A 25376-nucleotide genomic window follows, 5' to 3' on the forward strand; every position below is an offset into this window, starting at 1 on the left:
CAAGTCTGTTTCCGAACTCGCCTCAGAGTTGCAGCGGCAAAACCGCTGACGCATAACTGCGTTAAAAGTATCAAGTGAGTGCGGCTTAAAACCGCGCTAACGAGGGTGGTACCGCGGGAAACAAAAATCTCTCGTCCCTTTTAGGGATGAGGGAGTTTTTTTTAGTTTTAGAATAATCTGAATATAATCTTCCTCATCCCGTCAATACTTGGACTACATACGCCGTATTCAATCAGAAGGAGGTTTTTACGTTGAGTTTTCAGCACGAAAAAATAGAAAAGAAATGGCAGAATTACTGGTTGGATCATAAAACGTTCGCCGTCAGTGAAGAGAATGACAAGCCGAAGTTTTACGCGCTTGACATGTTTCCGTATCCTTCAGGAGCCGGCCTTCATGTCGGACATCCGGAAGGCTATACGGCAACCGATATCCTTTCTCGCATGAGACGCATGCAAGGGTACAATGTGCTTCATCCGATGGGATGGGACGCGTTCGGGCTTCCTGCCGAGCAATACGCGCTTGACACGGGGAATGATCCGGCTGAGTTCACAAAACAAAATATAGATAATTTCCGCCGCCAGATCCAATCACTCGGATTTTCTTATGATTGGGATCGTGAAATCAATACGACTGATCCGGACTATTACAAGTGGACGCAATGGATCTTCACCAAGCTGTACGAAAAAGGGCTCGCATACGTAGACGAAGTGCCGGTCAACTGGTGCCCGGCGCTCGGAACGGTGCTTGCGAACGAAGAAGTCATTGACGGCAAAAGCGAGCGGGGCGGCCATCCGGTTGAACGCCGCCCGATGAGACAATGGATGCTGAAAATCACCGCTTATGCGGACAGGCTTCTTGAAGATTTAGAAGAACTTGACTGGCCTGAAAGCATTAAAGACATGCAGCGCAACTGGATCGGACGCTCAGAAGGCGCAAACGTGCATTTCGCGATCGACGGCACTGATGACACGTTTACGGTGTTTACGACAAGACCGGACACGCTGTTCGGCGCGGCTTATGCCGTACTGGCTCCTGAGCATGAGCTTGTGGAGGCCATCACGACGCCTGAACAAAAAGAAGCGGTAGACGCTTATGTTAAAGAAGTTCAGGCGAAAAGTGACCTGGAACGGACGGATCTTGCGAAAACAAAAACGGGCGTCTTCACAGGTGCATATGCCGTAAACCCTGCAAACGGGGAAAAGCTGCCGATCTGGATAGCGGATTATGTCCTCGCCTCTTACGGAACGGGCGCTGTAATGGCCGTGCCGGCGCATGACGAACGTGATTTTGAATTCGCAAAAGTGTTCAGCCTGCCTGTCAAAGAAGTCGTAAAAGGCGGAAACACGGAAGAAGAAGCGTACACGGGAGACGGAGAACATGTCAATTCCGGCTTTCTGAACGGACTGAATAAAGCGGAAGCGATTGAAAAAATGATCGCCTGGCTTGAAGAAACGAAAAACGGTGAGAAAAAAGTGACATACCGTCTGCGTGATTGGCTGTTCAGCCGCCAGCGCTATTGGGGCGAGCCGATTCCGGTCATTCATTGGGAAGACGGCACGTCAACAGCCGTTCCGGCGGAAGAGCTGCCGCTGATTCTGCCGAAAACCGATGAGATCAAACCGAGCGGAACAGGTGAATCACCGCTTGCTAACATTAAAGAGTGGGTGGAAGTCACTGATCCTGAAACGGGCAGAAAAGGCAGAAGAGAAACGAACACGATGCCGCAATGGGCGGGAAGCTGCTGGTATTTCCTCCGCTTTATCGACCCGAAAAATCCGGATCAGCTCGCTTCACCTGAGAAATTGGATAAATGGCTGCCCGTTGATATTTACATCGGAGGGGCGGAGCATGCCGTGCTTCACCTTCTGTACGCTCGTTTCTGGCATAAATTCCTCTATGATATCGGTGTCGTGCCGACGAAAGAACCGTTCCAAAAGCTGTATAACCAAGGGATGATTCTCGGGGAAAACAATGAAAAAATGAGTAAATCCCGCGGAAACGTCGTCAATCCGGATGAAATTGTGGCGTCTCACGGAGCAGATACGCTTCGCCTGTACGAAATGTTTATGGGGCCGCTTGACGCATCTATCGCCTGGTCTGAATCAGGTCTTGACGGAGCGCGCCGCTTCCTTGACCGCGTATGGCGTTTGTTTATCGAGGAAAACGGCGAGCTGACGGGTAAAGTGACAGAAGGCGCGGGCGAAACTCTTGAGCGCGTCTATCATGAAACGGTTATGAAAGTGACAGAAAACTTCGAAGCCCTTCGTTTTAACACGGGCATTTCTCAGCTGATGGTCTTCATTAATGAAGCTTACAAAGCGAATGAACTGCCGAGAGAATATATCGAAGGTTTTGTGAAGCTGCTTTCTCCTGTTGCGCCGCATTTGGCGGAAGAACTGTGGGAAAAACTCGGCCACGAAGGTTCGATTGCATACGAGGCTTGGCCTGCTTATGATGAATCAAAACTGGTGGACGATGAAGTGGAAATCGTCGTCCAGCTGAACGGAAAAGTAAAAGCGAAATTAATGGTTCCGGCTGATGCTGATAAAGCAGCGTTAGAACAGCTCGCACAAGCTGACGAAAAAGTAAAAGAGCAGCTTGAAGGAAAAACGATCCGAAAAATCATTGCCGTACCGGGCAAGCTTGTCAATATCGTGGCAAACTGACCGGACGAAGCCCCTCTCTTCCAGAGAGGGGCTTTTTTATCAGGCCTCTATCATAGAAATTGCACCGCGGGCTTTGGTATACTTAACACCATAAAGATGAATGGGAGTGTCACACATTGAAAATAAATGAAATCAGCACAGCCGCACTGGAAGAAAAATTAAAAGCGGGAGAAGAGCTGTATCTGATTGATGTCAGAGAAGACGAAGAAGTTGCCGAAGGAATGATCCCGGAGGCCGTTCATATCCGCATGGGGGACATCCCTGAGAAGATGGATGCGTTAGACAAGGACAAGGAATATGTATTTATCTGCCGTTCCGGAAAAAGAAGCATGAACGTTTGTATGTATTTACATGAGCAGGGCTTCCGTACAGTTAATGTTGAAGGCGGCATGCTGGAGTGGGAAGGCGAAACAAAGCCGAAGAAATAACGCTTTGAAGTGAAAGAAGAAAAGGGACGTGAGTCTTTTTCTTCTTTTTTTATAAAAAAACGGGAGGCGAATCAGATGAAACCGATGATCCGCGCGATGAAAACAAACGATATCAAACAGGTCCGGCAAGTCGCAGAACGAAGCTGGCATCATACATATGAAGGGATTATTCCCAGACACATTCAGGATCAGTTTCTCGAATCCGCCTATCAGGATGAGATGATGGAACGCCGGCTCTTGCATTCTTTGTTTTTTGTGGCAGAAGAAGAGGGGCGAGTGCTCGGTTTTGCAAATGCCACCCCGGTTCAAAAAGACGGAAATGCGGAGCTGACCGCCATCTATATTGACCCGGATTGCCAGGGAAGCGGGATAGGCACGGCACTTCTTAAAGAATGCATCAGGCAGTCCGGCGGGGTAAAAAAGCTTTATGTCCATGCAGAAAAAGAGAACCGCATCGCCTTGTCCTTTTATCAAGCGAAAGGGTTTCAAAGGGTATGTGGATTTGAAGAAGATTTTAAAGGACACACCTTACAGACGGTCAAACTGGTGCTGAACATATAAAAGCGTCCGGCCCGCCCAGGACCGGATCGCGAATGATCAATGATAAGCCGGAAGCCGGTCTTTGTGCGCTTCAAATAAGTCATCGCACAAAGAGATGATGTCATTCATGGAAAGCTCGGCGCTCGTATGCGGATCAAGCATGGCCGCTTGATATACGGCTTCCTTTTTTAATGTAACGGCTGCTTCGATGGTTAAAAGCTGTGTGTTGATGTTTGTTCTGTTGAGCGCCGCGAGCTGCTCCGGAAGTTCGCCGGAATAGCACGGCATAATTTGGTTTTTAACGGCGGCGCACGGCACTTCAACGACCGCTTTCGCCGGCAGATTCGGTATCAGCCCTGTATTCAGCACATTGCCGCCGAATGTGAACGGACGGCCCGTCTCCATCGCTTCTATAATTCTCGAACCGTATTCTTTCGAGCGTTCATGCGTCAGGTTTTGGTTGTTGATGATGCCGTCTCTCATCGTTTCCCAATTTTTGATTTGTTCCGCGCATCTCCTCGGATATTCATCAAGCGGAATTTGGAGTTCATCTATCAGCTCCGGATACCGGCTTTTTATAAAATACGGGTGATATTCGGCATTATGCTCAGATGATTCCGTTACGTAGCAGCCGAATTTATCCATCAGCTCAAACCGCACCATGTCCTTATGTTTCGTCTTTTGTTTTTCGCGTGCCCGTCTTTTAATTTCCGGATATAAATCAATTCCGTCTTTTTTAATCTCCAAAAGCCAAGCCATATGGTTGATGCCGGCAATGCGTTCTTCCGTACCTTCGTGATCCATGCCGAGTGAGTCAAACAGATCTTTGGTACAGACCTGGACGCTGTGGCACAGGCCGACCGTTTTGACATTTGTATGTCTGAGCATCGCTCCGGTCAGAGAGGCCATCGGATTTGTATAGTTTAACAGCCACGCATCCGGGCAGACCTCTTCCATGTCTTTTGCGATGTCAAATAAAACGGGGATGGTGCGAAGGGAACGGAAAATGCCGCCTATTCCGACGGTATCGGCAATCGTCTGGCGGAGACCGTACCGTTTCGGGATGTCAAAGTCAATGACCGTCGCGGGTTTATAGCCTCCGACCTGAATGGCGTTTATCACATAGCCGGCGTGTGTAAGCGCCTGTTTTCGGTCATCGTAAGAGATGATGGATATACTCGTATTGTAGCGGTCTCTCATGTTTTCCAGCATGAGCTGAGATTCTTTCAGCCGTACAGCGTCAATATCATAAAGCGCGAATTCAAATCCGTTTAATGCTTCAGTCAGTAAACAGTCCCCCAATACATTTTTTGCGAAAATCGTGCTCCCCGCTCCGATAAACGTAATTTTCTTCAACAGAAATTCCTCCCTTTTCTTCTCAGCCTTTGACCGCCCCGGAGGACAGCCCTGAGATAAAATATTTTTGAAGTGCCAAAAACAATACGACCATCGGCAACATCGCCATAATTGCGGCTGCGGCGACTAAGTGAAGATTGTTCGCGTTTTCGCCGAAGAATCCCGCCATGGCCACGGTCAATGTCTGCACCTTTTGATCTTGTAAAAAGAAAATCGCAAATTGGTAATCGTTCCAGATAAACACGCAGGAAATAATGCAGACCGTTGCGGTAATCGGTTTCAACAAAGGAAACACGATCGTATAAAAAGTCCTGATCAATCCCGCGCCGTCCATCCTGGCGGCTTCCTCAAGTTCTTTCGGAATGGAAGAGCGGATAAACCCTGAATATAAGAAAACGGTCAGCGGCATATATGCAGCCGTATTAATGAGAATGGCTGCGGCATGCGTATTGACCAGCCCCGCATCAGCGACCATTTTGTATAAAGGAACCATGGAAGTCAAAGGCGGGATAATCATGATGGAAATCAAAAGGCCGAAGACGATTTTGTTCAGCTTTGTATTTCTTCTAGCGAGCGGGTATGCGGCAAGCGAACCCATGAAAATTAGCAAGGCGGCGGAAACGGCTGTAATGATGATCGTGTTCAGAAAGGATTGCCCGAGAGAGGCACGCTCCCATGCTTCACGAAAATTCTGAAATGAAAAGGCGGATGGCAGCGACCATTTTGAACTGTAGTCTCCTTTTGCTTTTAATGACGTGGTCAGCAAAATATAAAAGGGGACAATATGAAAGCACGATATAACGGCAGCCAATAGCGTAAAGATTCGCATTCGGGCTGTTTTCATGACATTTCCGTCTCCTTTCGCTTGAAATACACGAGAGCCGAAAAGCTGATGACAAGGATAATAACGGACATAAACACGCCTTGGGCGGCGGCATATCCCGCATCCTGCCGTTTAAAATATAAATCATACATAAACGTCGACATCGATTGAGAGGAATTGCCCGGCCCGCCTGCGGTCAGCGCGAAAATGACATCAAACAGCTTCAGCCCGCCGATGATATTGATGACCATGTTGATGGTGACAGCCGGCATCAATAATGGCAGGGTGATGGTGAAAAACGGCTGAAGACCTCCCGCGCCATCCATTTTTGCGGCTTCGTAATAATCTTTCGGAATGCTTTGCAGCCCCGCCAAATATACAATCATCGCAATGCCTGCGTATTGATACGTGTTAATCATGACGATAATCCAAGGGTTTGCCGCAGGGCTTGCCAAGGCGTTGACAGGACCGATTCCCAGTGCGCCCAGTACATCATTCAGCGCACCCCCGTCATATGAGAAAATAAAATACCAAATGTATCCCATAATCAGCGGACTGATAATGACGGGCAGGTAGACGATCGTTCTTGTGAGCGCCTTCATTTTTAAGCTCTGATTCAAAAGCAGCGCATATAAAAGTCCGAGCATATTCTGAAAAAAAGTGCTTCCGATGCCGTAAAGCAAAGTGTTTTTCACAACAAGCCACGTGTCCGGATCTGTAAAAAGCCTTTTATATTGAGTGACCCCCACCCATTGATACGTCTGTGAGAAGCCGTTCCAGTTTGTAAATGTGATAAAAGCGCCTTTGACAAACGGAAAAATCATGAAAATAAAAACCGTGGCAAGAGCGGGAACGTACATCCACCACAGTGACGCGGGTTTTACCGGCTTTTGATGTTGAAATCCTTGGGGTTCTCTTGCAAGATCACTCATTCTTTTTCAGCTCCTTGTGAATCAGATTGAAGACGGAGCCGCTTATATTCCCTGCCGAGTTTCGCCGAAATTTCCGCGGGGGTTAAGATATCGGCCATCAGCTCCTGCCCGGCTGTCCCCATCACATCCCACATTCCGTTCGGCAAATAAAGGCGGTCAAAATAAGGCTGCACCTTAATATGCTGATAGCGCTTATAGTCATTTGCGTAGAAAATGTCCGTTTGCACATTCACTAATCCGGCCGGAAGCGAGGTCGCTTCGGCAATTGATTTCGCATGCTCGGGACGGGCCATAAATGCGATGAACTGTTTCGCTTCTTCAAGCCGCGGGGAATCCTTGAATGCCGCCAGCGTGTAACGTTCGCCTCCGATCCAAACCGGCGCGTCTCCCTTGTGGACGGCCGGGGTCGGTATGATGCCGACTTTTACCTTAGGATTGATTTGAGCGACGTCTTGGCCGAGGGTGCCGCCCTGCAGCGTAAAGGCGATTTTGTTTTGCGCCATCAGTTCAATGAGCTGGGACCGTTTTGCCGTCACGGCATCTATATTGAGCAGGTTTTCCTTTTGCATCTCTTTCAGTTTGTCAGATAAATAGGTGAAGTGTGTCCAGCGGAAGGTTCCGTTTAACAGCTGTTTTTTGAAACGGTGTGCGGGATCTGTGATGAGAAGCGGTGCGGCGAATTGATCGTAATATTGGGCAAATGAGCTTTTCTCATAGCCGGCAAACCAGAAGGGGGTGACTGTTCCGCCGCTTTTTTCTTTAATCTGTCTCAGTGCCTTCATAAAATCATCCATTGTTTCCGGCGGTTTGATTCTGTATTTTTCCAACATTGTGCGGTTGTAGGCCAGTCCGTCCTTTGCCTGATTCAGAGGGAAGGCGTATATTCTGCCTTTGGCGTCTTTGAGCATGCTGTTTAAATTCGGATCGAGCCGCTTCGTCCAAGACATGCCGCTGAGGTCGGCGGTATATTCTCCGTAGCGGATTTTGGCCCAGCCGTGTGTGTCGAAAAGATCGGGCATGTCACCGGCCGCCATTCTGACCCTCATCATATTTTCGTAGTCATTGCCTGGGAAATGAACGTTTACTTGAATGTCCGGATGTTCTTTTTGGAATGAATCAGCCAACTTTCTGAATACGGCGCGTTCGCTGTCTGAGGATATTGTGGAATAGACTGTCAATGTTTTCTGCTTTTCTCCGGCGCCGCTCCGTTCTGCCGAGCAGCCGGGAAGTATCATGCAAGTAAAAGAAAGAAACAAAGCCAGTAAGCGTTTCATCTTTTCCTCCTTTAAATATGATATAAACGCTGCGGGACATGTCACCTCCTTTCTTGTGAGCCGCAGCTTTGTCTGACAATCAATGAAGTGGGGAGCGTCACGGCCAGCGGGACGGTTCTGCCGTTTAAACGGTCGAGAAGCAATTTGACACCCGTCCGGCCCATCTCTTCCGTGTATACTTTTACCGTTGATAACGGCGTGCTGGCGTATTCTGCCTCATCAATTCCGTTGAAGCTGACAATTGCCGTATCGCGCGGGACTTGAAGGCCGGCTTCCTGCAAGGCTTTTAAAGCGCCGACAGCCATCGAATCACTTGCGATAAAAAAGGCATCGGGGAGACTTCCGCCTTTGATGGCTTCATTCATCAGCCGGAACCCTTCGTGCATGCTGTATTCGCCGATCAGTACATGCTCCGGCCTGGCGCCGGCCATTTGTAAGAAAGCGGTCAGACGCTTATCCTCAATCGTTTTATTGCTGTTTACACCGTCTATGACGGTATGCTCCCGCTCCCGGCCGCCGATATAACCGAGCCGCTGGTAACCGAGCGACAGAAGATGTTCGATCGCCTTCTGTGCTGCGGCATAAAAATCCACGCTGACGGAATCGTAGCGGGCGGGATCGGGGGTGCCGTTAACAAAAACCGCGTGCCTGCAAGCGGCGCTGATATTCGTAAGCGCCTCGTCTTGCAGGCTGCCGATTACGATCACGCCGTCCAGTTCGTGAAACATATGCTCTTGAAAAGAACCGAGATGGATAGAAGATGTGATAAAAACTTTTTGCCGAAAGCATTCTTCCTCAATACCTTTTCGAATCGCTGAAAAATAAGGATCCTGCCGTTCTTCTTCCGGTGACAGGCAGCTGACAACGCCGATCAGGGGCGCTGAATCGCTGCGGCTGCGGTTCTTCCGTTTTTTTGCCGACGGCTGATAGCCCAGCTCATCGGCGATCCTCAGAACTTTTTCTCTTGTTTCATCAGTCACGGCCAAAGAGTCATCCTTATTCAAAATTCTCGATACTGTCGCGCTGGATACAGATGCCTGTAAGGCAATATCTTTGAGACGGACCATTTCGCATCTCCTTTTTACTAAATATTTACTAAACAGAAATGACCTGGTTATTGTTAAAATGATATTATCATATGAGAGTAAGCGTTTTCAACGACTATTTTTGGTTACTTTTAGTAAAAATCAGTAAAAAAGAAAATCTGTTTTTCTCTATCATATTTCAATTGAACCGGAATAAATTGATAGAGAAAGGAGAGGGTGATGTGCTGAAGATAGCTGTTTTTGATGAGGAGCATGAAAAGGATCTGCAGACTGAAGTCAATACATTTTTAAAGGGGATTTCTGATGAACAGCTCGTTGATATTAAATATACGGTAGCGGCGGCCTGTGATCCTGAAGGTGAGCAGCTTTATTGTTTTTCCGCTCTCATTTTATACCGAAAATAAAAAAGCCCGGATGAAATACCGGGCTTTTTTATGCATTATGCTTTTTTGACGCGGGGACTTCTCGGTTTTTGGTATTTCTCCGCTTGTTTGATTCCTTTTCTTTCGCTCGCTAATGACTTGTACAGAGACACGATCATCAGAAGGATCACGACTGAAAACGGAACCGCGGCGAGAATGGCCGTGTTTTGCAGTGCGGCCAGACCGCCGGAATATAATAATACAGCTGCCACGGCGGACTGGATGACGCCCCAGATGATTTTCACCCGGTTGGACGGGTCCAAAGAGCCGTAAGACGTTTGCATTCCAAGCACAAATGTCGCTGAATCCGCTGATGTAATAAAGAATACAGCGATCAGAACAAGCGTTAATACGGATGTCACCATTGTCAGCGGATAGTGGCTGAGTGCGCCGAACAGCATCGTATCCGTTGACATTCCCGCGACATTGAATACGCCTTTCTGCTGAAGATCCATCGCGGATACACCGAAAATCGCAAACCATAAGAAAGCCAAAATACAAGGTGTCACCAACACCCCGATTAAAAATTCCCGGATCGTCCGGCCCCTTGATACACGGGCGATAAAAATGCCGACAAACGGCGACCAGGATATCCACCAGGCCCAATAGAAAATGGTCCAGCTGTTAATCCATTCGCGTTTTTGGGGATCATTCGGAGACAAGCGAAAGCTCATCTGCACGATATTTTGGATGTATTGGCCGATAGAATCGGTAAATGAGTTCATAATCAGCACCGTCGGGCCTGCAATGAGCATAAAGATCATTAAAATAGCCGCGAGCGCCATGTTGGTATTGCTTAAGTATTTAATCCCTTTGCCGATTCCGCTCCACGCAGAAATCAAAAATAACACGGTCACGACAGCGATCAGGATCAGCTGAATGGAAAATGTTTTCGGAATGCCGAATAAATAATGCAGACCGCCGTTGATCTGAGTCGCTCCGAGCCCTAAGCTTGTCGCAACACCGACAACGGTCGCAAACACCGCGATACAGTCAATTGCTTTGCCGATCGGCCCGTTTACTTTATCGCCCAAAAGCGGTGTCAGTGTGCTGCTGATCAAACCGGGCGCGTCTTTTCGGAATTGAAAATATGCAATACATAAAGCGACGACCGCATAGATGGCCCAAGCGTGCAGCCCCCAGTGGAAAAACGTGTACCGGAGCGCATCACGAAATGCTTGGGGTGTTTCTGTTTCACCTGAGGGAGAGCTGATGGCGTAATGGCTGATCGGTTCCGCAGCCCCGTAAAATACCAAACCGATTCCCATGCCCGCGCTGAAAAGCATGGCAAACCATGATAATAAGCCGAATTCCGGTTTTTCCCCGGGTTTTCCGAGTTTTATTGTGCCGATCGGACTCACAATGAGAAAGAGACAGAAACCGACAAATATAGAAACGACCAGCAGATAATACCAGCCGAAAGAATCCGTAATAAATTTTTGTGCCGTATCAGTGACTTGCTGCAGGCTGTCAGGAGAAATGGCCCCCCATAAAACCGCAGCGGCTGTGATGACAATCACAATCCAAAAAACACTGGAGATGTTCTTCTTCAAACGTTCTCACCCTCTGACTATTTTTTTCAATACGCCACTTTTTAGTATGGTCGCACGATTGCAGATCATTCCTTTCTTCCTGTTCCCTCAATCAGGTGAAACAAAACGCAGAAAACTGTATCATGTTTTTGGTCAATTATCAACGGGGGCGCTCAGGTAAATGCGCTTTAAACCATTTACAGCGAGCGTGAGAAACGTCCTGCATTCAAACCGGCGAGACGCCCCGTGACAAAGGCTGAAGTGATATTGTAGCCCCCGGTATAGCCGTGAATGTCGAGTATTTCTCCGCAAAAATATAAGCCTTCCATTTTTTTAGACGCCATTTGTTTCGGCTCAATCTCTTTTACGGAAACACCTCCGCCTGTGACAAACGCTTTGTCCAAAGAAAGCGTTCCGTCAGCGGCAACCGTAAATTGTTTGCAGTCTTTGACAAAAGCCCTGAATTGATCCTTCGGCAGTTCCGTAAAGCTTGTCTGCGGATCAAGACCGTTCCGTTCCAGAAGAAAAAGCAGATACCGTTCCTGCATCCACGGCTTCAGCGCGTTTTTGAGCGCTTTTTTCGGTGCGTCTTTCAGTTCCTTGTGCATCTTTTGAAATAACGCTTCCTCGTTGATGCCGGGAAACAGATCGATGCGTAATTTGACATCGGGCTGCTTTTTCAGTTCTTTGACGACAAACTGGCTGCAGCGGAGAATGGCGGGGCCTGACAAGCCGAAATGGGTAAACAGCATGTCCATCACGTGTGTGACAATAGGTTTGCCTTTTTTATTCAGGACGCTGACGGCCGCGTTTCTAAGGGACAGCCCCTGAAGTGTTTTTTGTTTAATAAACGGTTCTGACGACGTAACCGGCACTTCCGTCGGAAAGAGTTCGGTCACGGTATGACCGGCCGCTTCCGCCCATGCATAGCCGTCTCCGGTGCTGCCGGTATGCGGGACTGATTTTCCGCCGACCGCGATAATGACGGCGTCTGCGTTAATGTGTTCGTCATTGTTTGTCGTAATGCCCGCTGTCCTGCCGTTCTCGTACCGCACCTCTTTGATTTTTTCATTTGTGCGGATGGTGACATTCAGTTGTTTTAATCGGTTCAAAAGCGCATCGACAACGCTTTGCGCTTTGTCCGTCACCGGGAACATGCGCCCGTGGTCTTCTTCTTTCAGCTGAATGCCGAGTTTTTCAAAAAAGGCGATGATATCTTCATTATTAAATTCGGAAAACGCGCTGTATAAAAAGCGGCCGTTGCCGGGGATGTGTTTGATGATTTCTTCAACGGGGAGGCGGTTGGTCACGTTGCAGCGTCCGCCGCCGGAAATCGCCAGCTTCCGTCCCAGCTTGTTTCCTTTATCGATTAATAATACGTCCGCCCCTTCTTCGCCTGCCGCAATCGCAGCCATTAAACCGGACGGACCGCCGCCGATTACAATCACGTCATAATGTTTCATATTCATCAACAACTTTCTTTTTCACGTATAATAGGCGGAAATGTCCGCTTTCTGCTATTATAGCGAAAGAAAGGGATTCCTTAAACGTATTTTGTTTTTTAAAGAGCTTTCCCAAAAAGTTTCCCGCTGTAATTATTACCGTCTAATTGCCCAGTTGTGTTAAAATAGAAAAGTTGAATCTTCGTAGAAAATGGTGATGAGGAAACATGTCAAGCAAATTGTTAAGGGGCACGTTCGTGCTGACGCTCGGCACCTATATATCGCGGATTTTAGGGATGATTTATCTGATCCCGTTCGGAGCGATGGTCGGAGCGACGGGCGGAGCTTTGTTTCAATACGGATATAATCAATATACACTGTTTTTAAACATTGCCACGATGGGATTTCCCGCCGCGGTTTCAAAATTTGTCTCGAAATATAACTCCAAAGGAGACTATGAGACGAGCAGGCGGATGCTGAGAGCGGGAATGTCGGTTATGCTCGTAACCGGGATGATCGCTTTTTCAATTCTTTATATTTCGGCGCCGTTTTTTGCGGAAACATCTCTCGGCGGCACGAGTAACAACGGACTTACGATTGACCACGTCGTTTATGTCATCCGGATGGTCAGTCTGGCACTTTTGGTCGTGCCGATTATGAGTCTTGTGCGCGGTTTTTTCCAAGGTCATCAGATGATGGGGCCCACAGCCGTTTCACAGGTTGTGGAGCAGCTTGCCCGGATCATCTTTTTATTGGGCGCAACGTATTTGATTTTAAGAGTGATCAACGGCGGCCTTGTCATCGCAGTCGGATACGCGACTTTCGCGGCGCTGATCGGATCATTCGGAGGGCTTGTCGTCCTTTATATTTACTGGAATAAGCGGAAGGGCGATCTTCTGGCGATGAAGCCGAATCTCGTCCCGTCTGCGAACTTAAGTTATAAAAAAATGTTCATTGAGCTTTTCAGTTATGCCGCTCCTTACGTATTTGTCGGACTGGCGATTCCTTTGTATTCATATATCGATACGAATACGTTTAATAAAGCGATGATTGCGGCGGGCCATAAGGATATCAGCCAGGACATGCTTGCGATTGTCACCCTTTATGTGCCGAAGCTTGTGATGATCCCGGTTTCTCTGGCGACCGCTTTCGGTCTGACGCTGATTCCGACGATTACTGAATCGTTTACGAGCAGGAATTATAAGCTTTTGAACCAGCAGATTAACCAGACGATGCAAATCATTCTGTTTTTGGTTATTCCCGCCGTTGTCGGGATGTCCGTGTTATCGGGTCCGGCCTATACGTTCTTCTACGGCTCTGAAAGTCTTCGCCCGGATATCGGACAGGATATATTGTTCTGGTACGCGCCTGTCGCGATTCTGTTTTCTCTGTTTACTGTAAACGCCGCGATCCTGCAAGGGATTAATAAGCAGAAATTTGCTGTCGTGAGCCTTTTCATCGGCGTCATTATCAAAGTGGTGCTGAACGTGCCGCTGATCAAGCTGTTTCAGGGAGACGGGGCCATCTTGGCAACGGCGCTCGGTTATATCGCTTCTCTTCTGTACGGTTTTATCATGATTAAGCGCCATGCGGGCTATTCGTATACGGTACTTATAAAACGGGTCATTTTAATCGCAGTCCTGTCCGTCGTGATGGGAGTTGCGGTCAAGCTGACTCAATGGCTGCTCAGCTTCTTTGTAACATACCAAAGCGGCCAGATGCATGCGGCGATTGTCGTCTTTGTCTGCGCCGCTGTCGGCGGTGCGGTGTACATGTTTGCCGCGTACCGAATCGGATTTTTACAGAAAATGTTTGGAAACCGTCTGCCCCGCGTTTTGAGGAGAGGCAGGCATTCCGCCCATTGAGAAATAATGAATAGTCCGCTTATCGCGGGCTTTTCTTTTTAAAGGAGAGGATCAGGATGAGACTTGATAAGCTGCTTGCCAACAGCGGATTCGGCTCAAGAAAAGATGTGAAAAAAATCGTCAAGGCCGGGGCTGTCATGATTGACGGAGAGCCGGCGAAAGATGTGAAAACCCATGTCGACCCGGAAAAACAGGACATCACGGTATACGGAGAGCCGGCAGACTATCGTGAATTTATTTATGTCATGATGAATAAGCCGCAAGGAGTGCTGTCCGCTACAGAAGACAGCCGCCAGCAAACGGTGGTTGATCTGCTGACGCCTGAAGAACAGCGATTTGAACCGTTTCCGGCGGGACGTCTTGATAAGGATACGGAAGGCTTTTTGCTTCTCACCAATGACGGGCAGCTCGCTCATCGCCTGCTTTCTCCGAAAAAGCATGTGCCTAAAACATATGAGGTCCGGTTAACTTCACCTCTGTCACCGGAAGACATCGTTCATCTGGAAAGAGGCGTCGTCATTGAAGGAGGCTATAAGACGAAGCCGGCAGCCGTTGAAATCATTACAGAAAGCCCGGATGAAACGGTGATACACTTGACCATTACAGAAGGCAAATATCATCAGGTGAAGCTGATGGCAAAGGCTGTCGGAAATGAAGTGGCTTATTTGAAGCGGCTTTCGATGGGGGCTGTTTCTCTTGACCCGGATCTTAAACCGGGAGAATTCCGCGAGCTGACTGAAGAGGAGCTCGAAACGCTGAGAGGCGCAGAAGTGTAATCGATATCAGAAAAGCCCAAAACAGATTTGTTTTGGGCTTTTTATATAGAGGAACAAAAAACAAGGCAAAGACGCTGCTTTGCCTTGCAGCATGTCAGGCCGAAAAGGGCCTTATGTAATTGTTCGCTTAAGATGTAATTTTCACTTTTTTTCGTGTTGTCTCCCACTTGCCTCGGCTAGGACTATGAACAAGATCATTGTATGCTAACACATTTAAGTCTCGCTGAATGGTTCTAGGTGTAATGCCGAATTCATCAACCAGTTCCTGTGTTGTCACAAGGCCTTTTTCCTGGATGAACATGTAAACTGATTTAATCCGAGTCAGCATACGATTTGTTGAAGGTTTCAAAAAACCACTCCCTATCATAAGATCGGATGGACTTGATATACCACAACTTTCGACTCTAAAACTTCGTACGAATAAGCAACAAAGGATGACATTCTGTTTTTTCTCTTTTAACTGCCTCCATTATACACGATATGGACGACATGAATCTAGGAATAAGCGCAGGTAATTTTTTCAAATGGGTACAGCCTTGGTGCATTACTATGTCCGGCCCGCTTTTATTATTATGGAAACTGAAACTTTTTTTATACATGTCCGTATGAAAACGGGGGAGTGAGAAGTTTGGGAGAATTATTGAATGCAAACATTGTCTGCGCCGGTTATGCTGACAGGCCGAAGGTGATTTCGAATGTATCTCTGTCAGTCAACGCTGGTGAAATTTCCGGTTTAATCGGAGCGAACGGCGCGGGGAAAAGTACAGTGATAAAGGCGGTTCTCGGGCTGTCCCGGGATATAGAAGGCGGTATTGAGTGGAATGATTCTTCTTATGCTTACATACCGGAGCGTCCGAGTTTTTACGATGAACTGACGCTTTGGGAGCACCTCGAGCTGACCGGGTCATTGCGGGGTATAGAAGGGGAAGAGTGCCGTGAGCGGGCAGGGCGGCTGCTTGAAGAGTTTTCGCTGACGTCTGTAAAACATGATTTGCCTTCCGGTTTTTCAAAAGGGATGCAGCAAAAGCTGATGCTCATACAGGCATTTTTGGCGAAGCCGGATATTTACATCATTGATGAGCCTTTTATCGGACTTGATCCGATCTCAACAAAGCTGTTTACCGACATGCTGATTGCTGAAAAAGAAAGGGGCGCGGGGATTTTGATGTGCACGCATGTTCTGGATACGGCGGAAAAAATCTGCGACCGATTTTATTTGCTGGATCAGGGAGCTCTGCTTCTTCAAGGCACATTAGAGGAGCTTCAGGAAAAAACGGGGAGCCGTTCACTGCTGGATTGCTTTTATTCAGCGGTTCGGAGCAGTCAGCGATGACCGGGCGGGCTCTGTTTTTTCAAAGGCTGTTTCATTATTGGCGGTATCAATGGAAGGTGTTTCAGACGGTCATTGATTGGACGGTCGCGCTGTATATCGTTCTTCCCGCTGCCGCATTTGCCGTTTATCAATATGCTGAATGGCTGAACGGCAGGGGGCTTCTTAATGGAGCGGCAGGTGTATTGGGATGGGGCTGGCTGTATGTATTCAGTGCCCTGCTGTTGTGCACGGGTTTTATTCATACCTTTTTGCTGGAAGCGGATCACGTGTTTTTGGTGCATGCAAAACATCTGATGCAAAAGCTGAAACGGTACGCGCTTTTGTATTCGATGTTCCTTTCCCTTATCAAATGGGGTGCGCTTGCCGTATTGTTATTTCCCTTATGGCTCCAGTACGGTGACTGTACCTTACCGGCATATTCAGGTATGTTTTGCTGTCTGTTCGGCTTCCATACCGCGATATTAGCGGTGCACCGGCACAGAAAAAACAGCAGGCGGACATTCGGGAATCAGGCGGCGGGCTGGCTGAAAGTGATGGTTCTGATGGCGGGTGCGTTTTTTATGATCGCCTTTGCCGCCGAATGGTATTGGCTTTGGCCGGCGGGATGTATATTGTTCATCTGTTCCGCTTTTTTGATTTGGAAAGGGACGGAGACATTATCAGCCTTTGAGGAAGAAGTGCTTGAGGAGAACAGGCGGAAGCTTTCATTCGCGGCCTCTGTTTTGATGCTCAGCCATGATGTGCAGCTCCCGAATGGTAAAAATAAAGGGCGGAACAAGCCGTTTTTATATCCCGGCTCAAAGCACATCTTTACAAAACGGTCGGCGTATACGGCGTGGAAAGAATTGTTCTTTAAAGTGCTGATCCGAAACGGCGGGTATCTCCGGCAGCTTTACCTTTTAACCGCGGCTTTTACGGCTCTTATTCTCGTTCTTCCGCTCTTAGTGAAGCCGGCAGTCCTTATTTTATTTGCGATCGTCAGCCGCTATGCCGCGTCACTTTTATTTGACCGGATCACGGATAAACCGGTTTTAAGCGGTATCAAGAGAGACAGCGATGACTATTTCCGGGCGCGAAACAGCGCATTAACCGTCATTCAAATTATCTGTTCCGCCTGGTGTCTCATTGCCGCGATTCTTTCCGTTCTTTATATGTAAAAATCCCTTTCCGAAAAGGAAAGGGATTTTTCTTAATGTCCGTTCAAAATAAAAAGCTGAATAAAAAACAGCACGGCGAAGATGAGGACTAGAGGATGGATTTCGCGCCATTTTTTCTTAGCTACTTTAACAAGCGGATATGAAATGAAGCCGAGTGCGATTCCGGTTGAAATACTGGACGTTAAAGGCATCGCCAAAATGACGAGAAAGGCCGGGAACGCTTCGTCAAGCTCATTCCAGCGGATATTCGACACAGCACCCATCATCAGGCTGCCGACAATAATCAGAGCCGGTGACGTAATCGCGGACACTTCCGATAAGACGCTGACAAGCGGGCTGAAAAACATGGAAACGGCAAACATAACGGCAATCGTCAGCGCCGTCAGACCCGTTCTTCCGCCGGCGGCCACACCTGCTGAAGATTCAACGAACGCGGTCGTCGGGCTGGTGCCGAAGATGCTTCCGACCGTCGTAGCTGTCGAATCAGCCAACAGCGCTCTTCTGGCATTCGGCAGCTGATTGTTTTTGATCAATCCCGCCTGTTCGGCGACACCGATCATGGTGCCGGTCGTGTCAAAAATCGTAACGAGAAGAAAAGAAAACACAACGGCGTACAGACCGTGATGCACGACATCCCCGAGGGCACCGAACGGATTTGTGATCAAAAGCCCCTCCGGCAGGCGCGGGAATGAAACGAACCCTTTCGCAAAATGGATCTGTCCGGTCAAAAAGGCAATGACGGCGGTCAGCGCCATTCCGATGAACAGAGCCCCGTTTACATTCAGCACCATCAGCACGATACTGATGATAAGTCCGATAAGCGTTAAAATGACGGCGGGCGAATGAAGATCGCCGAGTGCGACCAGATTGGATTTATCAGCCGTGATGATTCCGGATTGGCGTAAGCCGATAAAAGCGATAAATAAGCCGATGCCGGTCGTAATTCCGTATTTTAAATTGTCCGGAATCGCTTCTATAAGTTGTTTTCTTAAAGGCGTTAACGATAAAATAATAAAGATGACTCCCGCGATAAAAACGGCGCTGAAAGCCGTCTGATACGTAATGCCGCTGCCTGTGCCGACAACGTGAAAGGCGAGATACGCGTTTAAGCCCATGCCGGGGGCAATGGCGATCGGAAAATTCGCAGCGAGAGCCATCCATAAAGTTCCGACAATGGAAGCGATAATCGTCGCGGTGAACACCTGGTCAAACGGAATTCCCGCATTGGAAAGGATCACCGGATTGACGACAATGATATACACCATTGTGAAAAAGGTGGTCAATCCCGCGGTAATTTCTCTTTTTATTGTCGTTTGATGCTTGTCGAGATGAAACATAAGTACCTCCAATGACGAACATTTTTTCAAAACATCATCTATATTATTCGTTTTATCGACATTTTGCAAGTCTTTATCAAGAAAGGGGATTTGTGATGAACTGGGAAGTTGAAGTCATCAGAAACAAAGAAGATCTGATCCGTGACACGCAGAAGTTTTTGCAGATCAACAGCGTAATGGACGAATCAACAGCCGGCCCCGGCCGGCCGTTTGGAGAAGGCGTCAATGCCAGCCTGACGTCACTGCTGGAATTCGGTAAAAAAGAAGGCTTCACCGTAAAGAATCTTGACGGCTATGCGGGCCATATTGAATGGGGAACGGGTGACGAAATCGTCGGCGTTTTGTGCCACGTCGATGTCGTTCCGCCCGGAGACGGCTGGACGAGCGATCCGTTTTCAGCCGATATCAGGGATGGCCGGATATATGCCAGAGGCGCCATTGATGATAAAGGGCCGACAATGGCGGCGTTTTATGCGCTGAAAATCGTCAAAGACATGCAGCTCCCTTTATCCAAACGCGTGAGAATCATCATCGGAACGGATGAAGAAAGTGATTGGAGATGCGTGGATCACTACTTCAAACACGAAAAAATGCCTGACATCGGCTTTGCTCCTGACGCAGATTTTCCGATCATTAACGCGGAAAAAGGAATTATAGATGCGTCACTGCGCATTGTAAAAAGCGCTTCTGACAAAGACGCAAAAAACGTGCTTCTGTCATTCCGTTCAGGACTGCGCTTGAACATGGTGCCGGATGCGGCTGAAGCGGTTATTGAAGGGAACGGTCTTGATGCCGTGCACGCATATTTCAGCAAATGGCTTGAGCAGTCAAAAACACAAGGTGAAGCAGTTTCGGAAAATGGAAAACTGACGCTTCGGGTGTACGGAAAATCATGCCACGCGATGGAACCGGATAATGGTATCAATGCCGGCTTAAAGCTTGCTGAATGCCTTAACGGAACAGAGCTGGATGGAGCCGGAAAGCACTTTGTCAAAACCGTCAGTGACTATTTTTCAAATGATACACGAGGCAAAAAGCTGAAAATTGATTGCAGGGATGACATCAGCGGAGAGCTGACATTGAATGTCGGCACCTTTACATACAGAAAGGGTGAGGAAGGAGAACTCGGCATCAACATCCGTTATCCCGTCACTTCAGACAGCAAAGCCATCCGTGATGCTTTTACGTCTGCTGAAGAATTCCGGCTTGAAGAATTTAAAGACAGCAAACCGCACCACGTTTCTGCCGATCATCCGCTCGTAAAGACGCTTCAAAAGGTTTACGAAGGACAAACGGGAAAGAAAGCGGATCTGATTTCAATCGGCGGAGGAACGTATGCGAGATCCCTTTCGGCGGGCGTCGCGTTCGGGCCGCTGTTCCCCGGCCGGCCTGACAGCGCGCATCAAAAGGATGAGTACATTGAAATCGATGACCTTCTCAGGTCAACGGCTTTATATGCCGAAGCCATTTATGAGCTTGCCAAGTGATAATAAAAAGGGACGCCGAATGCGGCATCCCTTTTTATCATTCAAATGACCATAAATCCGTTGATAAATAACGTTCTCCCGTATCGGCCGTCATACAGATGACGATCTGTTCGGAAGGGAGGCGTTTGGCGGTTTCAATGGCGGCAAAGCAGGCGGCGCCTGAAGACGGGCCGACGAGTATGCCTTCTTCCCGGGCCAGACGCCGTGTTGTCGTATACGCATCTTCATCAGATATTTTCATGATTTCATCGTAAACGTCCTGATTCAGTATGCCGGGAATAAATCCGGGGCTTGTCCCGACAAGCTTATGAGCGCCGGGTTTTCCGCCAGACAGGACGGGGGATCCCGCAGGCTCGGCGACATGAACAAGCATATCCGGAAAAAGCTCTTTCAGCGTTTCTCCGGTTCCGGTAATGGTTCCGCCCGTTCCCGCCGTTGCCACAAAAGCACCGAGCGGTCTGTTGAGCTGCTGAACGGCCTGATAGATTTCAATGGCTGTCGTTTTTCGGTGGGCATCTGGATTTGCGCTGTTATCGAATTGCATCGGGATAAAACTTCCCGGAATCTGTTCGGCGAGTTCTTTCGCTTTTTTGATGCTGCCGGGCATTCTTTCCGCCCCTGGTGTTAACACAACCTCCGCGCCATACGCTTTCAGGAGGTTGATGCGTTCTTTCGTCATCGTGTCAGGCATGACGAGGATTGCCTTGTAGCCGCGCGCCGCCGCGTTCATCGCCAGGCCGATGCCTGTGTTGCCGCTTGTCGGTTCGATGATGACAGAGCCGGGTTTTAAATGCCCGCTGTTTTCCGCTTCAATGATCATATTGAAAGCCGCTCTGTCTTTGACACTGCCGCTCGGGTTAAACGATTCTAATTTTAAATAGACCTGTGCTGCATGTTCTGGCTGAAGGCGATTGAGCTTTACGATCGGTGTGCCGCCGATCAGCTCCGCCGTGCTGTTTGCGATTTTCAAGGCCGGCTCATTCCTTTCTGTATAAAACGTTCGGTACATAATATCCTATCATAATGAGCGGACAGGGTTCTCCTCTCCGCTTATCCGTTTTATAATAACACCATAACCAAAGAGGGGGAGATCCTCGTATGAAAGCTTCATTGCCGCATTATTTTATCGGCATTCCGATTCCGGCTGACATTGCTGAACCGATTTGGGAAGCAGCCAAAAAGGAGCCGGCGTTATCATTCAAAAAATGGGTGCACCCGCATGACTATCATATTACACTCATTTTTCTCGGAGCCGCGGATGAAGAACGGCTTGCGAAATTATCGTCTCTGCTCGCAGATGCTGCGTCGGCAGCGCAGCCGTTTACCGTACAGTTTCAGCATCTGGATATTTTCGGCGACCGCAGACAGCCGAGAGTGCTTCACCTTGAGCCCGAACGGAATGAACTGCTCTTTGATTTGCGGGAAAAAACAAAACAGGCTGTTTTGAAAGCCGGTTTTCAAGTGGAAAAACGGCCGTATCACCCTCATATGACGATGGCGCGGAAGTGGGCGGGAGACCGGCCGTTTCCTGACGATATGCCGTTTGAAAGCGGCAGGGTGCAAAGTGCCGTCAGCCGGTTTTCCCTGTTTCAGACCCATCTTGACCGGTCGCCTAAATACGAAGAAATCGCACAGTTTCAATTGACATAAACAAATATTCGGAGTGGAGAAATCACATGGCACAGATCATCAAAATTCACGACTGCATATCCAGATATGAACTTGATCCATACCATTATATGAACCAGTTTATCCGGCTGAAGAAAGAACGCTGGGAGGCGCTTCTTGAAGCGTTTGACCGGATAACGGAAGAAACGGAAACGGCTGCCGGCGGGGAAACCGGTCAAGCGCCGGCCAGGAAAAAATTTTCCTTAAAAAAGAGAAAAGAAGAAAATACGGCCGATATAAATGAAAAGAGGCACCAATGGTTTGATGAACCGGAGGGAGAAGAGGCGCTGTTCGGGAATCTTCCGTCTCAAAAGTCTGAGCTCGCGCCTTTTTTCAAAGATCAGCTGTATGACTTTCAATTAAAATGGGCGAGCTCCACGCTTTCTCAAAAGTCTGAGCTTTCGCAGGCGGTCAAAAGGGACAGGATGTTAAAAATGCTGGCTCAAAAGCTGCCCGATTCCTATTTTGTGATGTATCATCCGGTTCTGCAAATTCAGCAGGCGTCCGTCGAACTGAGCATTATCATCATCTCGCCGCTGGAGATTTTCTGCACCGCTTTTATGGAAGCGGAAGAGGACAGCGTATATATCGGATCAAAACACCGTTTTTGGGAAGAAAGAGGCTCCGGCAGCACGCGCCAAGTGTTAAATCCGTCTCTCAGCCTGCACCGGACGGGCTCGGTCGTTTCGCAAATCATAAAAGAAAAGCAGGCCGACATTCCCGTGCGGAAGCTTTTGCTCAGCAGAACGTCTTATATTGATTACCCGGAGCCGCCGTACGGGCTGGAAATAGCTGATAAACGGACTGCCGCAGGGTGGCTGGAAAAGCAGCAGAAAAATACGGCGCCGATCAAGCACCACCAGCTGAAGGCGGCGAAGGCTCTTTTGTCTTACGGGTTGAGCGATTCAAGCCGGAGACAGGAATGGCTTGATTAAAGCGGACGTTTGCCGGCTGTCTCTTCATCTATGAAGCAGGTGAAAACAAACGATGAGTCAATGGTTTTTTATTATTAATCCGGTCTCAGGAGGCGGGCGGGGCCGGCGTGTCTGGAAATCAGTTCAAAAAGAGCTGACCAGGCGCGGGGTCAGCCACCGCTCTTTTTTGACCGGGCATCCCGGACATGCGGAGGTGCTGGCGAGGCAGATTTCAATGATGCAGGATCATAAGCTTAAGCGGCTGTTCGTCATCGGCGGTGACGGGACGATGCATGAAGTCATTAACGGACTGAAAGGAACGGATCAGATTGAGCTGACCTTTGTGCCCGCCGGTTCGTACAATGACTTTTCCAAAGGGCTCGGTATTAAGAAGTCGGCGCTCCTCCAAGAAATCAAAAGTCTGCACCGCCCGCTCACACGGAAATTTTTTGCGGGAAACATCAACTTTTTTCATGACAAAGCGCAATCACTTTATTTTATTAACCACCTGTCTGTCGGTTTCGATGCCTCAGTTTTGAAGGCAGCCGCGAATTTTCCGTTATCGCGCGTTCTTCGGTTTTTGCGTCTCGGTTTTGTGATTTACCCGCTCGCGCATTTACATACGGCCTCAGGGTTTCAGCCGTTCAGATTTGTTTGCACGGCAGACGGCCAGAGGCGTGAATTCCGCAATGTCTGGTTTGTCATTGCGGCTAATCACCCTTATTACGGAGGCGGCATGAAAGCGGCTCCTTCAGCAAATCCCCGTCAAAACCATTTTGATATTGTCATTGCAGAAAACCTGTCCTTTTTCTCGCTGTATCGTTTTTTATGGGCGATGAGCTTCGGCCGGCATATCAAAATGGACGGAGTGACGATGATAAAGGGGAAGGAATTCGTTTTTGAAACAGATGGAAAAATTCCGTTTCACGCTGACGGCGAGCTGATCGGAACGACGCCGTTTCGGCTTATGCCGGGCGGCGCGCCGTTGAAAATAAAAACATAATAAACAAATGAAACCCGTCAAATGTTTCACGGAAAAGAGCGGTTCGCGGCATAAATCTTCAGAATTCACAGGCGTTCTTGCTAGTTTTGCTTGACGAAGTTTGTGCTGTAGCGCTAAAATTTATAGGACGGCTATTGATTAGCATATGAGACTCTCAATAGCTGTCTTTTTTATTCTCATGAAATTGTTTATGACAGGCCGCTCCGCCAATAGAGAAAGGCTGGAGGCCTATTCTAAAATATTTTAAGAAATGATGGGTTGAACATTGATATGAACTGGTTGGGACAATTACTAGGTAGCGATTGGGAGATCTTCCCCGCCGGAGGAGCTACAGGAGATGCATATTATGCGAAACATAACGGCCAACAGCTTTTTTTAAAACGTAATAGCTCGCCCTTTTTAGCCGTGTTATCCGCCGAAGGCATTGTTCCGAAGCTGGTTTGGACAAAACGGATGGAAAACGGAGACGTCATTACGGCTCAGCATTGGATGGCGGGCAGGGAGCTGAAGGCAAAGGATATGAGCGGACGCCCGGTGGCTGAGCTGCTCCGCAAAATCCACACATCAAAAGCTTTGCTCGACATGCTGAAAAGATTGGGAAAAGAACCGCTTGATCCGGGCGCCCTTTTGTCGCAGCTGAAGCAGGCCGTCTTTGCTGTGCGGCAATTTTCGCCGCTTATTCAGGAAGGCCTTGCTTATTTGGAAGCTCATGTGGATCAGGTGCAATTCGGTGAAAAAGTCGTTTGCCATTGTGATGTGAATCATAATAACTGGCTTCTGTCAGAAGACAACCAGCTGTATTTAATAGATTGGGACGGCGCCATGATAGCCGATCCGGCCATGGATCTCGGCCCTTTATTGTATCATTACGTCGAAGAGCCAGCGTGGGACAGCTGGCTTGGGATGTACGGCATGAAGCTCACGGAAGGGCTTCGGCTGCGGATGGCGTGGTATATGTTATCGGAGACCATCACCTTCATCGCCTGGCACAAATCAAAAGGAAACGACAAAGCGTATCATGATGCCATGGAAGAGCTTCATGCCCTGATGAAGCGGATTGTCAAGTAGTCAGGAGTACGAATCCATCTGCTCCACCCATTGGGACAAATGGTTTTGGTGCTCCTGAATATGCGTGTCGATGGAATCGGCCGTGATGCCGGACTGGCTGTAGCGGTAGACATCCTCGAGCACGTTTTTTATATTTGAATCAAGCCCGGTGTTGGCCATCAGTGATTTGATGACGCGCTCCAGCTGTTCATACTCGGCAACCGTGCCGCAGCAATCCAATTGATGGTCGGCCAATATGTCCTTTAATAACCGGACCTGATGTTCGCTTGTTAAGCCCATGATTCATATACACATCCTTTCTGTGTCA

At 48.4% G+C, this 25376-nt stretch carries 24 protein-coding genes and 1 other annotated feature (1 of these 25 running past the window's edge); of the genes, 13 read left to right on the forward strand and 11 right to left on the reverse strand.

The window, feature by feature from the left end; all coding sequences use genetic code 11:
- Positions 1-142 (forward strand) — a binding site (T-box leader); it begins 72 nt to the left of the window's first position.
- 109 nt (positions 143-251) lie between these two features.
- The 3 genes from leuS (at position 252) to ACWJJ5_RS10440 (ending at position 3655) form a co-directional block, all read left to right on the forward strand.
- On the forward strand, positions 252-2666 hold the full coding sequence (leuS, locus tag ACWJJ5_RS10430) for a leucine--tRNA ligase (protein WP_003152297.1): 2415 nt from the start codon (positions 252-254) through the stop codon (positions 2664-2666).
- A 116-nt stretch (positions 2667-2782) separates the two neighbouring features.
- Entirely contained in the window at positions 2783-3094 is a 312-nt protein-coding gene (locus ACWJJ5_RS10435; protein ID WP_003152299.1) for a rhodanese-like domain-containing protein, read from the forward strand.
- A 9-nt stretch (positions 3095-3103) separates the two neighbouring features.
- Positions 3104-3655 carry an N-acetyltransferase family protein gene (locus ACWJJ5_RS10440; protein ID WP_454021491.1) on the forward strand — a complete coding sequence of 184 codons (552 nt, stop codon included), beginning with the start codon at positions 3104-3106 and terminating at the stop codon, positions 3653-3655.
- Positions 3656-3691: 36 nt separating this feature from the next.
- Here ACWJJ5_RS10440 and melA read toward each other — a convergent pair whose 3' ends face one another.
- From melA to ACWJJ5_RS10465, 5 genes are read right to left on the reverse strand one after another with little or no spacing between them, the layout of a single operon-like run.
- Positions 3692-4990 (reverse strand): alpha-galactosidase MelA, encoded by a 1299-nt coding sequence (gene melA / locus ACWJJ5_RS10445; protein WP_077722724.1) that lies wholly within the window; start codon positions 4988-4990, stop codon positions 3692-3694.
- A gap of 22 nt (positions 4991-5012) precedes the next feature.
- Positions 5013-5834, reverse strand: a complete 822-nt coding sequence (locus ACWJJ5_RS10450; RefSeq protein WP_278071246.1) for a carbohydrate ABC transporter permease — start codon at positions 5832-5834, stop codon at positions 5013-5015.
- Positions 5831-6745, reverse strand: coding sequence for a carbohydrate ABC transporter permease (locus ACWJJ5_RS10455; RefSeq protein WP_176283485.1), 915 nt, complete (start codon positions 6743-6745; stop codon positions 5831-5833). The genes ACWJJ5_RS10450 and ACWJJ5_RS10455 overlap by 4 nt, the downstream gene beginning before the upstream one ends.
- Positions 6742-8019 (reverse strand): ABC transporter substrate-binding protein, encoded by a 1278-nt coding sequence (locus ACWJJ5_RS10460; RefSeq protein WP_176283484.1) that lies wholly within the window; start codon positions 8017-8019, stop codon positions 6742-6744. The genes ACWJJ5_RS10455 and ACWJJ5_RS10460 overlap by 4 nt, the downstream gene beginning before the upstream one ends.
- A 41-nt stretch (positions 8020-8060) precedes the next feature.
- Positions 8061-9086 (reverse strand): LacI family DNA-binding transcriptional regulator, encoded by a 1026-nt coding sequence (locus tag ACWJJ5_RS10465; RefSeq protein ID WP_454022390.1) that lies wholly within the window; start codon positions 9084-9086, stop codon positions 8061-8063.
- 200 nt (positions 9087-9286) lie between these two features.
- Here ACWJJ5_RS10465 and ACWJJ5_RS10470 point away from each other — a divergent pair, with 200 nt between their 5' ends.
- Positions 9287-9469 carry a sporulation protein Cse60 gene (locus ACWJJ5_RS10470; RefSeq protein WP_003152309.1) on the forward strand — a complete coding sequence of 61 codons (183 nt, stop codon included), beginning with the start codon at positions 9287-9289 and terminating at the stop codon, positions 9467-9469.
- 35 nt (positions 9470-9504) lie between these two features.
- On the opposite strand, the gene opuD is transcribed toward ACWJJ5_RS10470, so the two are convergent.
- Together opuD and ACWJJ5_RS10480 are read right to left on the reverse strand one after the other, a co-directional pair.
- Entirely contained in the window at positions 9505-11040 is a 1536-nt protein-coding gene (opuD, locus tag ACWJJ5_RS10475; protein ID WP_012118228.1) for a glycine betaine transporter OpuD, read from the reverse strand.
- 176 nt (positions 11041-11216) lie between these two features.
- Positions 11217-12482, reverse strand: a complete 1266-nt coding sequence (locus ACWJJ5_RS10480) for an NAD(P)/FAD-dependent oxidoreductase (RefSeq protein ID WP_454022451.1) — start codon at positions 12480-12482, stop codon at positions 11217-11219.
- A gap of 206 nt (positions 12483-12688) precedes the next feature.
- Here ACWJJ5_RS10480 and ACWJJ5_RS10485 point away from each other — a divergent pair, with 206 nt between their 5' ends.
- The gene (locus ACWJJ5_RS10485; protein ID WP_071391475.1) at positions 12689-14326 is read left to right on the forward strand and encodes a putative polysaccharide biosynthesis protein; all 1638 of its coding nucleotides are present in this window, start codon (positions 12689-12691) and stop codon (positions 14324-14326) included.
- Positions 14327-14382: 56 nt separating this feature from the next.
- Complete coding sequence (locus ACWJJ5_RS10490; RefSeq protein WP_007408795.1) at positions 14383-15102, forward strand: pseudouridine synthase; 720 nt, start codon at positions 14383-14385, stop codon at positions 15100-15102.
- Positions 15103-15229: 127 nt separating this feature from the next.
- Here ACWJJ5_RS10490 and ACWJJ5_RS10495 read toward each other — a convergent pair whose 3' ends face one another.
- Entirely contained in the window at positions 15230-15451 is a 222-nt protein-coding gene (locus ACWJJ5_RS10495; RefSeq protein WP_003152337.1) for a DeoR family transcriptional regulator, read from the reverse strand.
- A gap of 279 nt (positions 15452-15730) precedes the next feature.
- Here ACWJJ5_RS10495 and ACWJJ5_RS10500 point away from each other — a divergent pair, with 279 nt between their 5' ends.
- Together ACWJJ5_RS10500 and ACWJJ5_RS10505 are read left to right on the forward strand one after the other, a co-directional pair.
- Positions 15731-16435 (forward strand): ABC transporter ATP-binding protein, encoded by a 705-nt coding sequence (locus ACWJJ5_RS10500; protein WP_003152339.1) that lies wholly within the window; start codon positions 15731-15733, stop codon positions 16433-16435.
- A complete protein-coding gene (locus tag ACWJJ5_RS10505; RefSeq protein WP_003152341.1) occupies positions 16432-17592 on the forward strand; it encodes an ABC transporter permease in 1161 nt (386 codons plus the stop codon). Before ACWJJ5_RS10500 ends, ACWJJ5_RS10505 begins: the two co-directional genes overlap by 4 nt.
- 32 nt (positions 17593-17624) lie before the next feature.
- Here ACWJJ5_RS10505 and ACWJJ5_RS10510 read toward each other — a convergent pair whose 3' ends face one another.
- The gene (locus ACWJJ5_RS10510; protein ID WP_003152343.1) at positions 17625-18929 is read right to left on the reverse strand and encodes an NCS2 family permease; all 1305 of its coding nucleotides are present in this window, start codon (positions 18927-18929) and stop codon (positions 17625-17627) included.
- A gap of 95 nt (positions 18930-19024) precedes the next feature.
- Here ACWJJ5_RS10510 and pepV point away from each other — a divergent pair, with 95 nt between their 5' ends.
- The gene (gene pepV, locus ACWJJ5_RS10515; RefSeq protein ID WP_003152345.1) at positions 19025-20416 is read left to right on the forward strand and encodes a dipeptidase PepV; all 1392 of its coding nucleotides are present in this window, start codon (positions 19025-19027) and stop codon (positions 20414-20416) included.
- Between the two features lie 37 nt (positions 20417-20453).
- Here the strand turns inward: pepV and cysK are convergent, their stop codons facing one another.
- The gene (gene cysK / locus ACWJJ5_RS10520) at positions 20454-21425 is read right to left on the reverse strand and encodes a cysteine synthase A (protein ID WP_454022391.1); all 972 of its coding nucleotides are present in this window, start codon (positions 21423-21425) and stop codon (positions 20454-20456) included.
- Between the two features lie 89 nt (positions 21426-21514).
- Between cysK and thpR the strand changes: the two genes are divergently transcribed.
- The 4 genes from thpR to ACWJJ5_RS10540 all read left to right on the forward strand — a co-directional run bounded on the left by thpR (position 21515) and on the right by ACWJJ5_RS10540 (position 25069).
- A complete protein-coding gene (thpR, locus tag ACWJJ5_RS10525; protein ID WP_071391478.1) occupies positions 21515-22066 on the forward strand; it encodes an RNA 2',3'-cyclic phosphodiesterase in 552 nt (183 codons plus the stop codon).
- Positions 22067-22092: 26 nt separating this feature from the next.
- A complete protein-coding gene (locus tag ACWJJ5_RS10530; protein ID WP_454022392.1) occupies positions 22093-23019 on the forward strand; it encodes a hypothetical protein in 927 nt (308 codons plus the stop codon).
- 52 nt (positions 23020-23071) lie between these two features.
- Complete coding sequence (locus ACWJJ5_RS10535; RefSeq protein ID WP_138092787.1) at positions 23072-24001, forward strand: YegS/Rv2252/BmrU family lipid kinase; 930 nt, start codon at positions 23072-23074, stop codon at positions 23999-24001.
- Between the two features lie 270 nt (positions 24002-24271).
- Positions 24272-25069, forward strand: coding sequence for a phosphotransferase family protein (locus tag ACWJJ5_RS10540; RefSeq protein WP_003152355.1), 798 nt, complete (start codon positions 24272-24274; stop codon positions 25067-25069).
- On the opposite strand, the gene ACWJJ5_RS10545 is transcribed toward ACWJJ5_RS10540, so the two are convergent.
- The gene (locus tag ACWJJ5_RS10545; RefSeq protein ID WP_003152357.1) at positions 25070-25348 is read right to left on the reverse strand and encodes a YtzH-like family protein; all 279 of its coding nucleotides are present in this window, start codon (positions 25346-25348) and stop codon (positions 25070-25072) included. It abuts the gene before it with no gap.
- Between the last annotated feature and the right edge of the window lie 28 nt (positions 25349-25376).

This window comes from Bacillus sp. JK74 (assembly GCF_053663395.1).

Coding starts and splice junctions, on each gene's coding strand:
- thpR (WP_071391478.1), top strand. CDS start 21,515: ATGAAAGCTTCATTGCCGCATTATTTTATCGGCATTCCGATTCCGGCT.
- ACWJJ5_RS10535 (WP_138092787.1), top strand. CDS start 23,072: ATGAGTCAATGGTTTTTTATTATTAATCCGGTCTCAGGAGGCGGGCGG.
- ACWJJ5_RS10530 (WP_454022392.1), top strand. CDS start 22,093: ATGGCACAGATCATCAAAATTCACGACTGCATATCCAGATATGAACTT.
- ACWJJ5_RS10480 (WP_454022451.1), bottom strand. CDS start 12,482: ATGAAACATTATGACGTGATTGTAATCGGCGGCGGTCCGTCCGGTTTA.
- ACWJJ5_RS10545 (WP_003152357.1), bottom strand. CDS start 25,348: ATGGGCTTAACAAGCGAACATCAGGTCCGGTTATTAAAGGACATATTG.
- ACWJJ5_RS10505 (WP_003152341.1), top strand. CDS start 16,432: ATGACCGGGCGGGCTCTGTTTTTTCAAAGGCTGTTTCATTATTGGCGG.
- cysK (WP_454022391.1), bottom strand. CDS start 21,425: ATGTACCGAACGTTTTATACAGAAAGGAATGAGCCGGCCTTGAAAATC.
- ACWJJ5_RS10450 (WP_278071246.1), bottom strand. CDS start 5,834: ATGAAAACAGCCCGAATGCGAATCTTTACGCTATTGGCTGCCGTTATA.
- pepV (WP_003152345.1), top strand. CDS start 19,025: ATGAACTGGGAAGTTGAAGTCATCAGAAACAAAGAAGATCTGATCCGT.
- ACWJJ5_RS10465 (WP_454022390.1), bottom strand. CDS start 9,086: ATGGTCCGTCTCAAAGATATTGCCTTACAGGCATCTGTATCCAGCGCG.
- ACWJJ5_RS10485 (WP_071391475.1), top strand. CDS start 12,689: ATGTCAAGCAAATTGTTAAGGGGCACGTTCGTGCTGACGCTCGGCACC.
- ACWJJ5_RS10510 (WP_003152343.1), bottom strand. CDS start 18,929: ATGTTTCATCTCGACAAGCATCAAACGACAATAAAAAGAGAAATTACC.
- ACWJJ5_RS10460 (WP_176283484.1), bottom strand. CDS start 8,019: ATGAAACGCTTACTGGCTTTGTTTCTTTCTTTTACTTGCATGATACTT.
- ACWJJ5_RS10540 (WP_003152355.1), top strand. CDS start 24,272: ATGAACTGGTTGGGACAATTACTAGGTAGCGATTGGGAGATCTTCCCC.
- ACWJJ5_RS10455 (WP_176283485.1), bottom strand. CDS start 6,745: ATGAGTGATCTTGCAAGAGAACCCCAAGGATTTCAACATCAAAAGCCG.
- ACWJJ5_RS10490 (WP_007408795.1), top strand. CDS start 14,383: ATGAGACTTGATAAGCTGCTTGCCAACAGCGGATTCGGCTCAAGAAAA.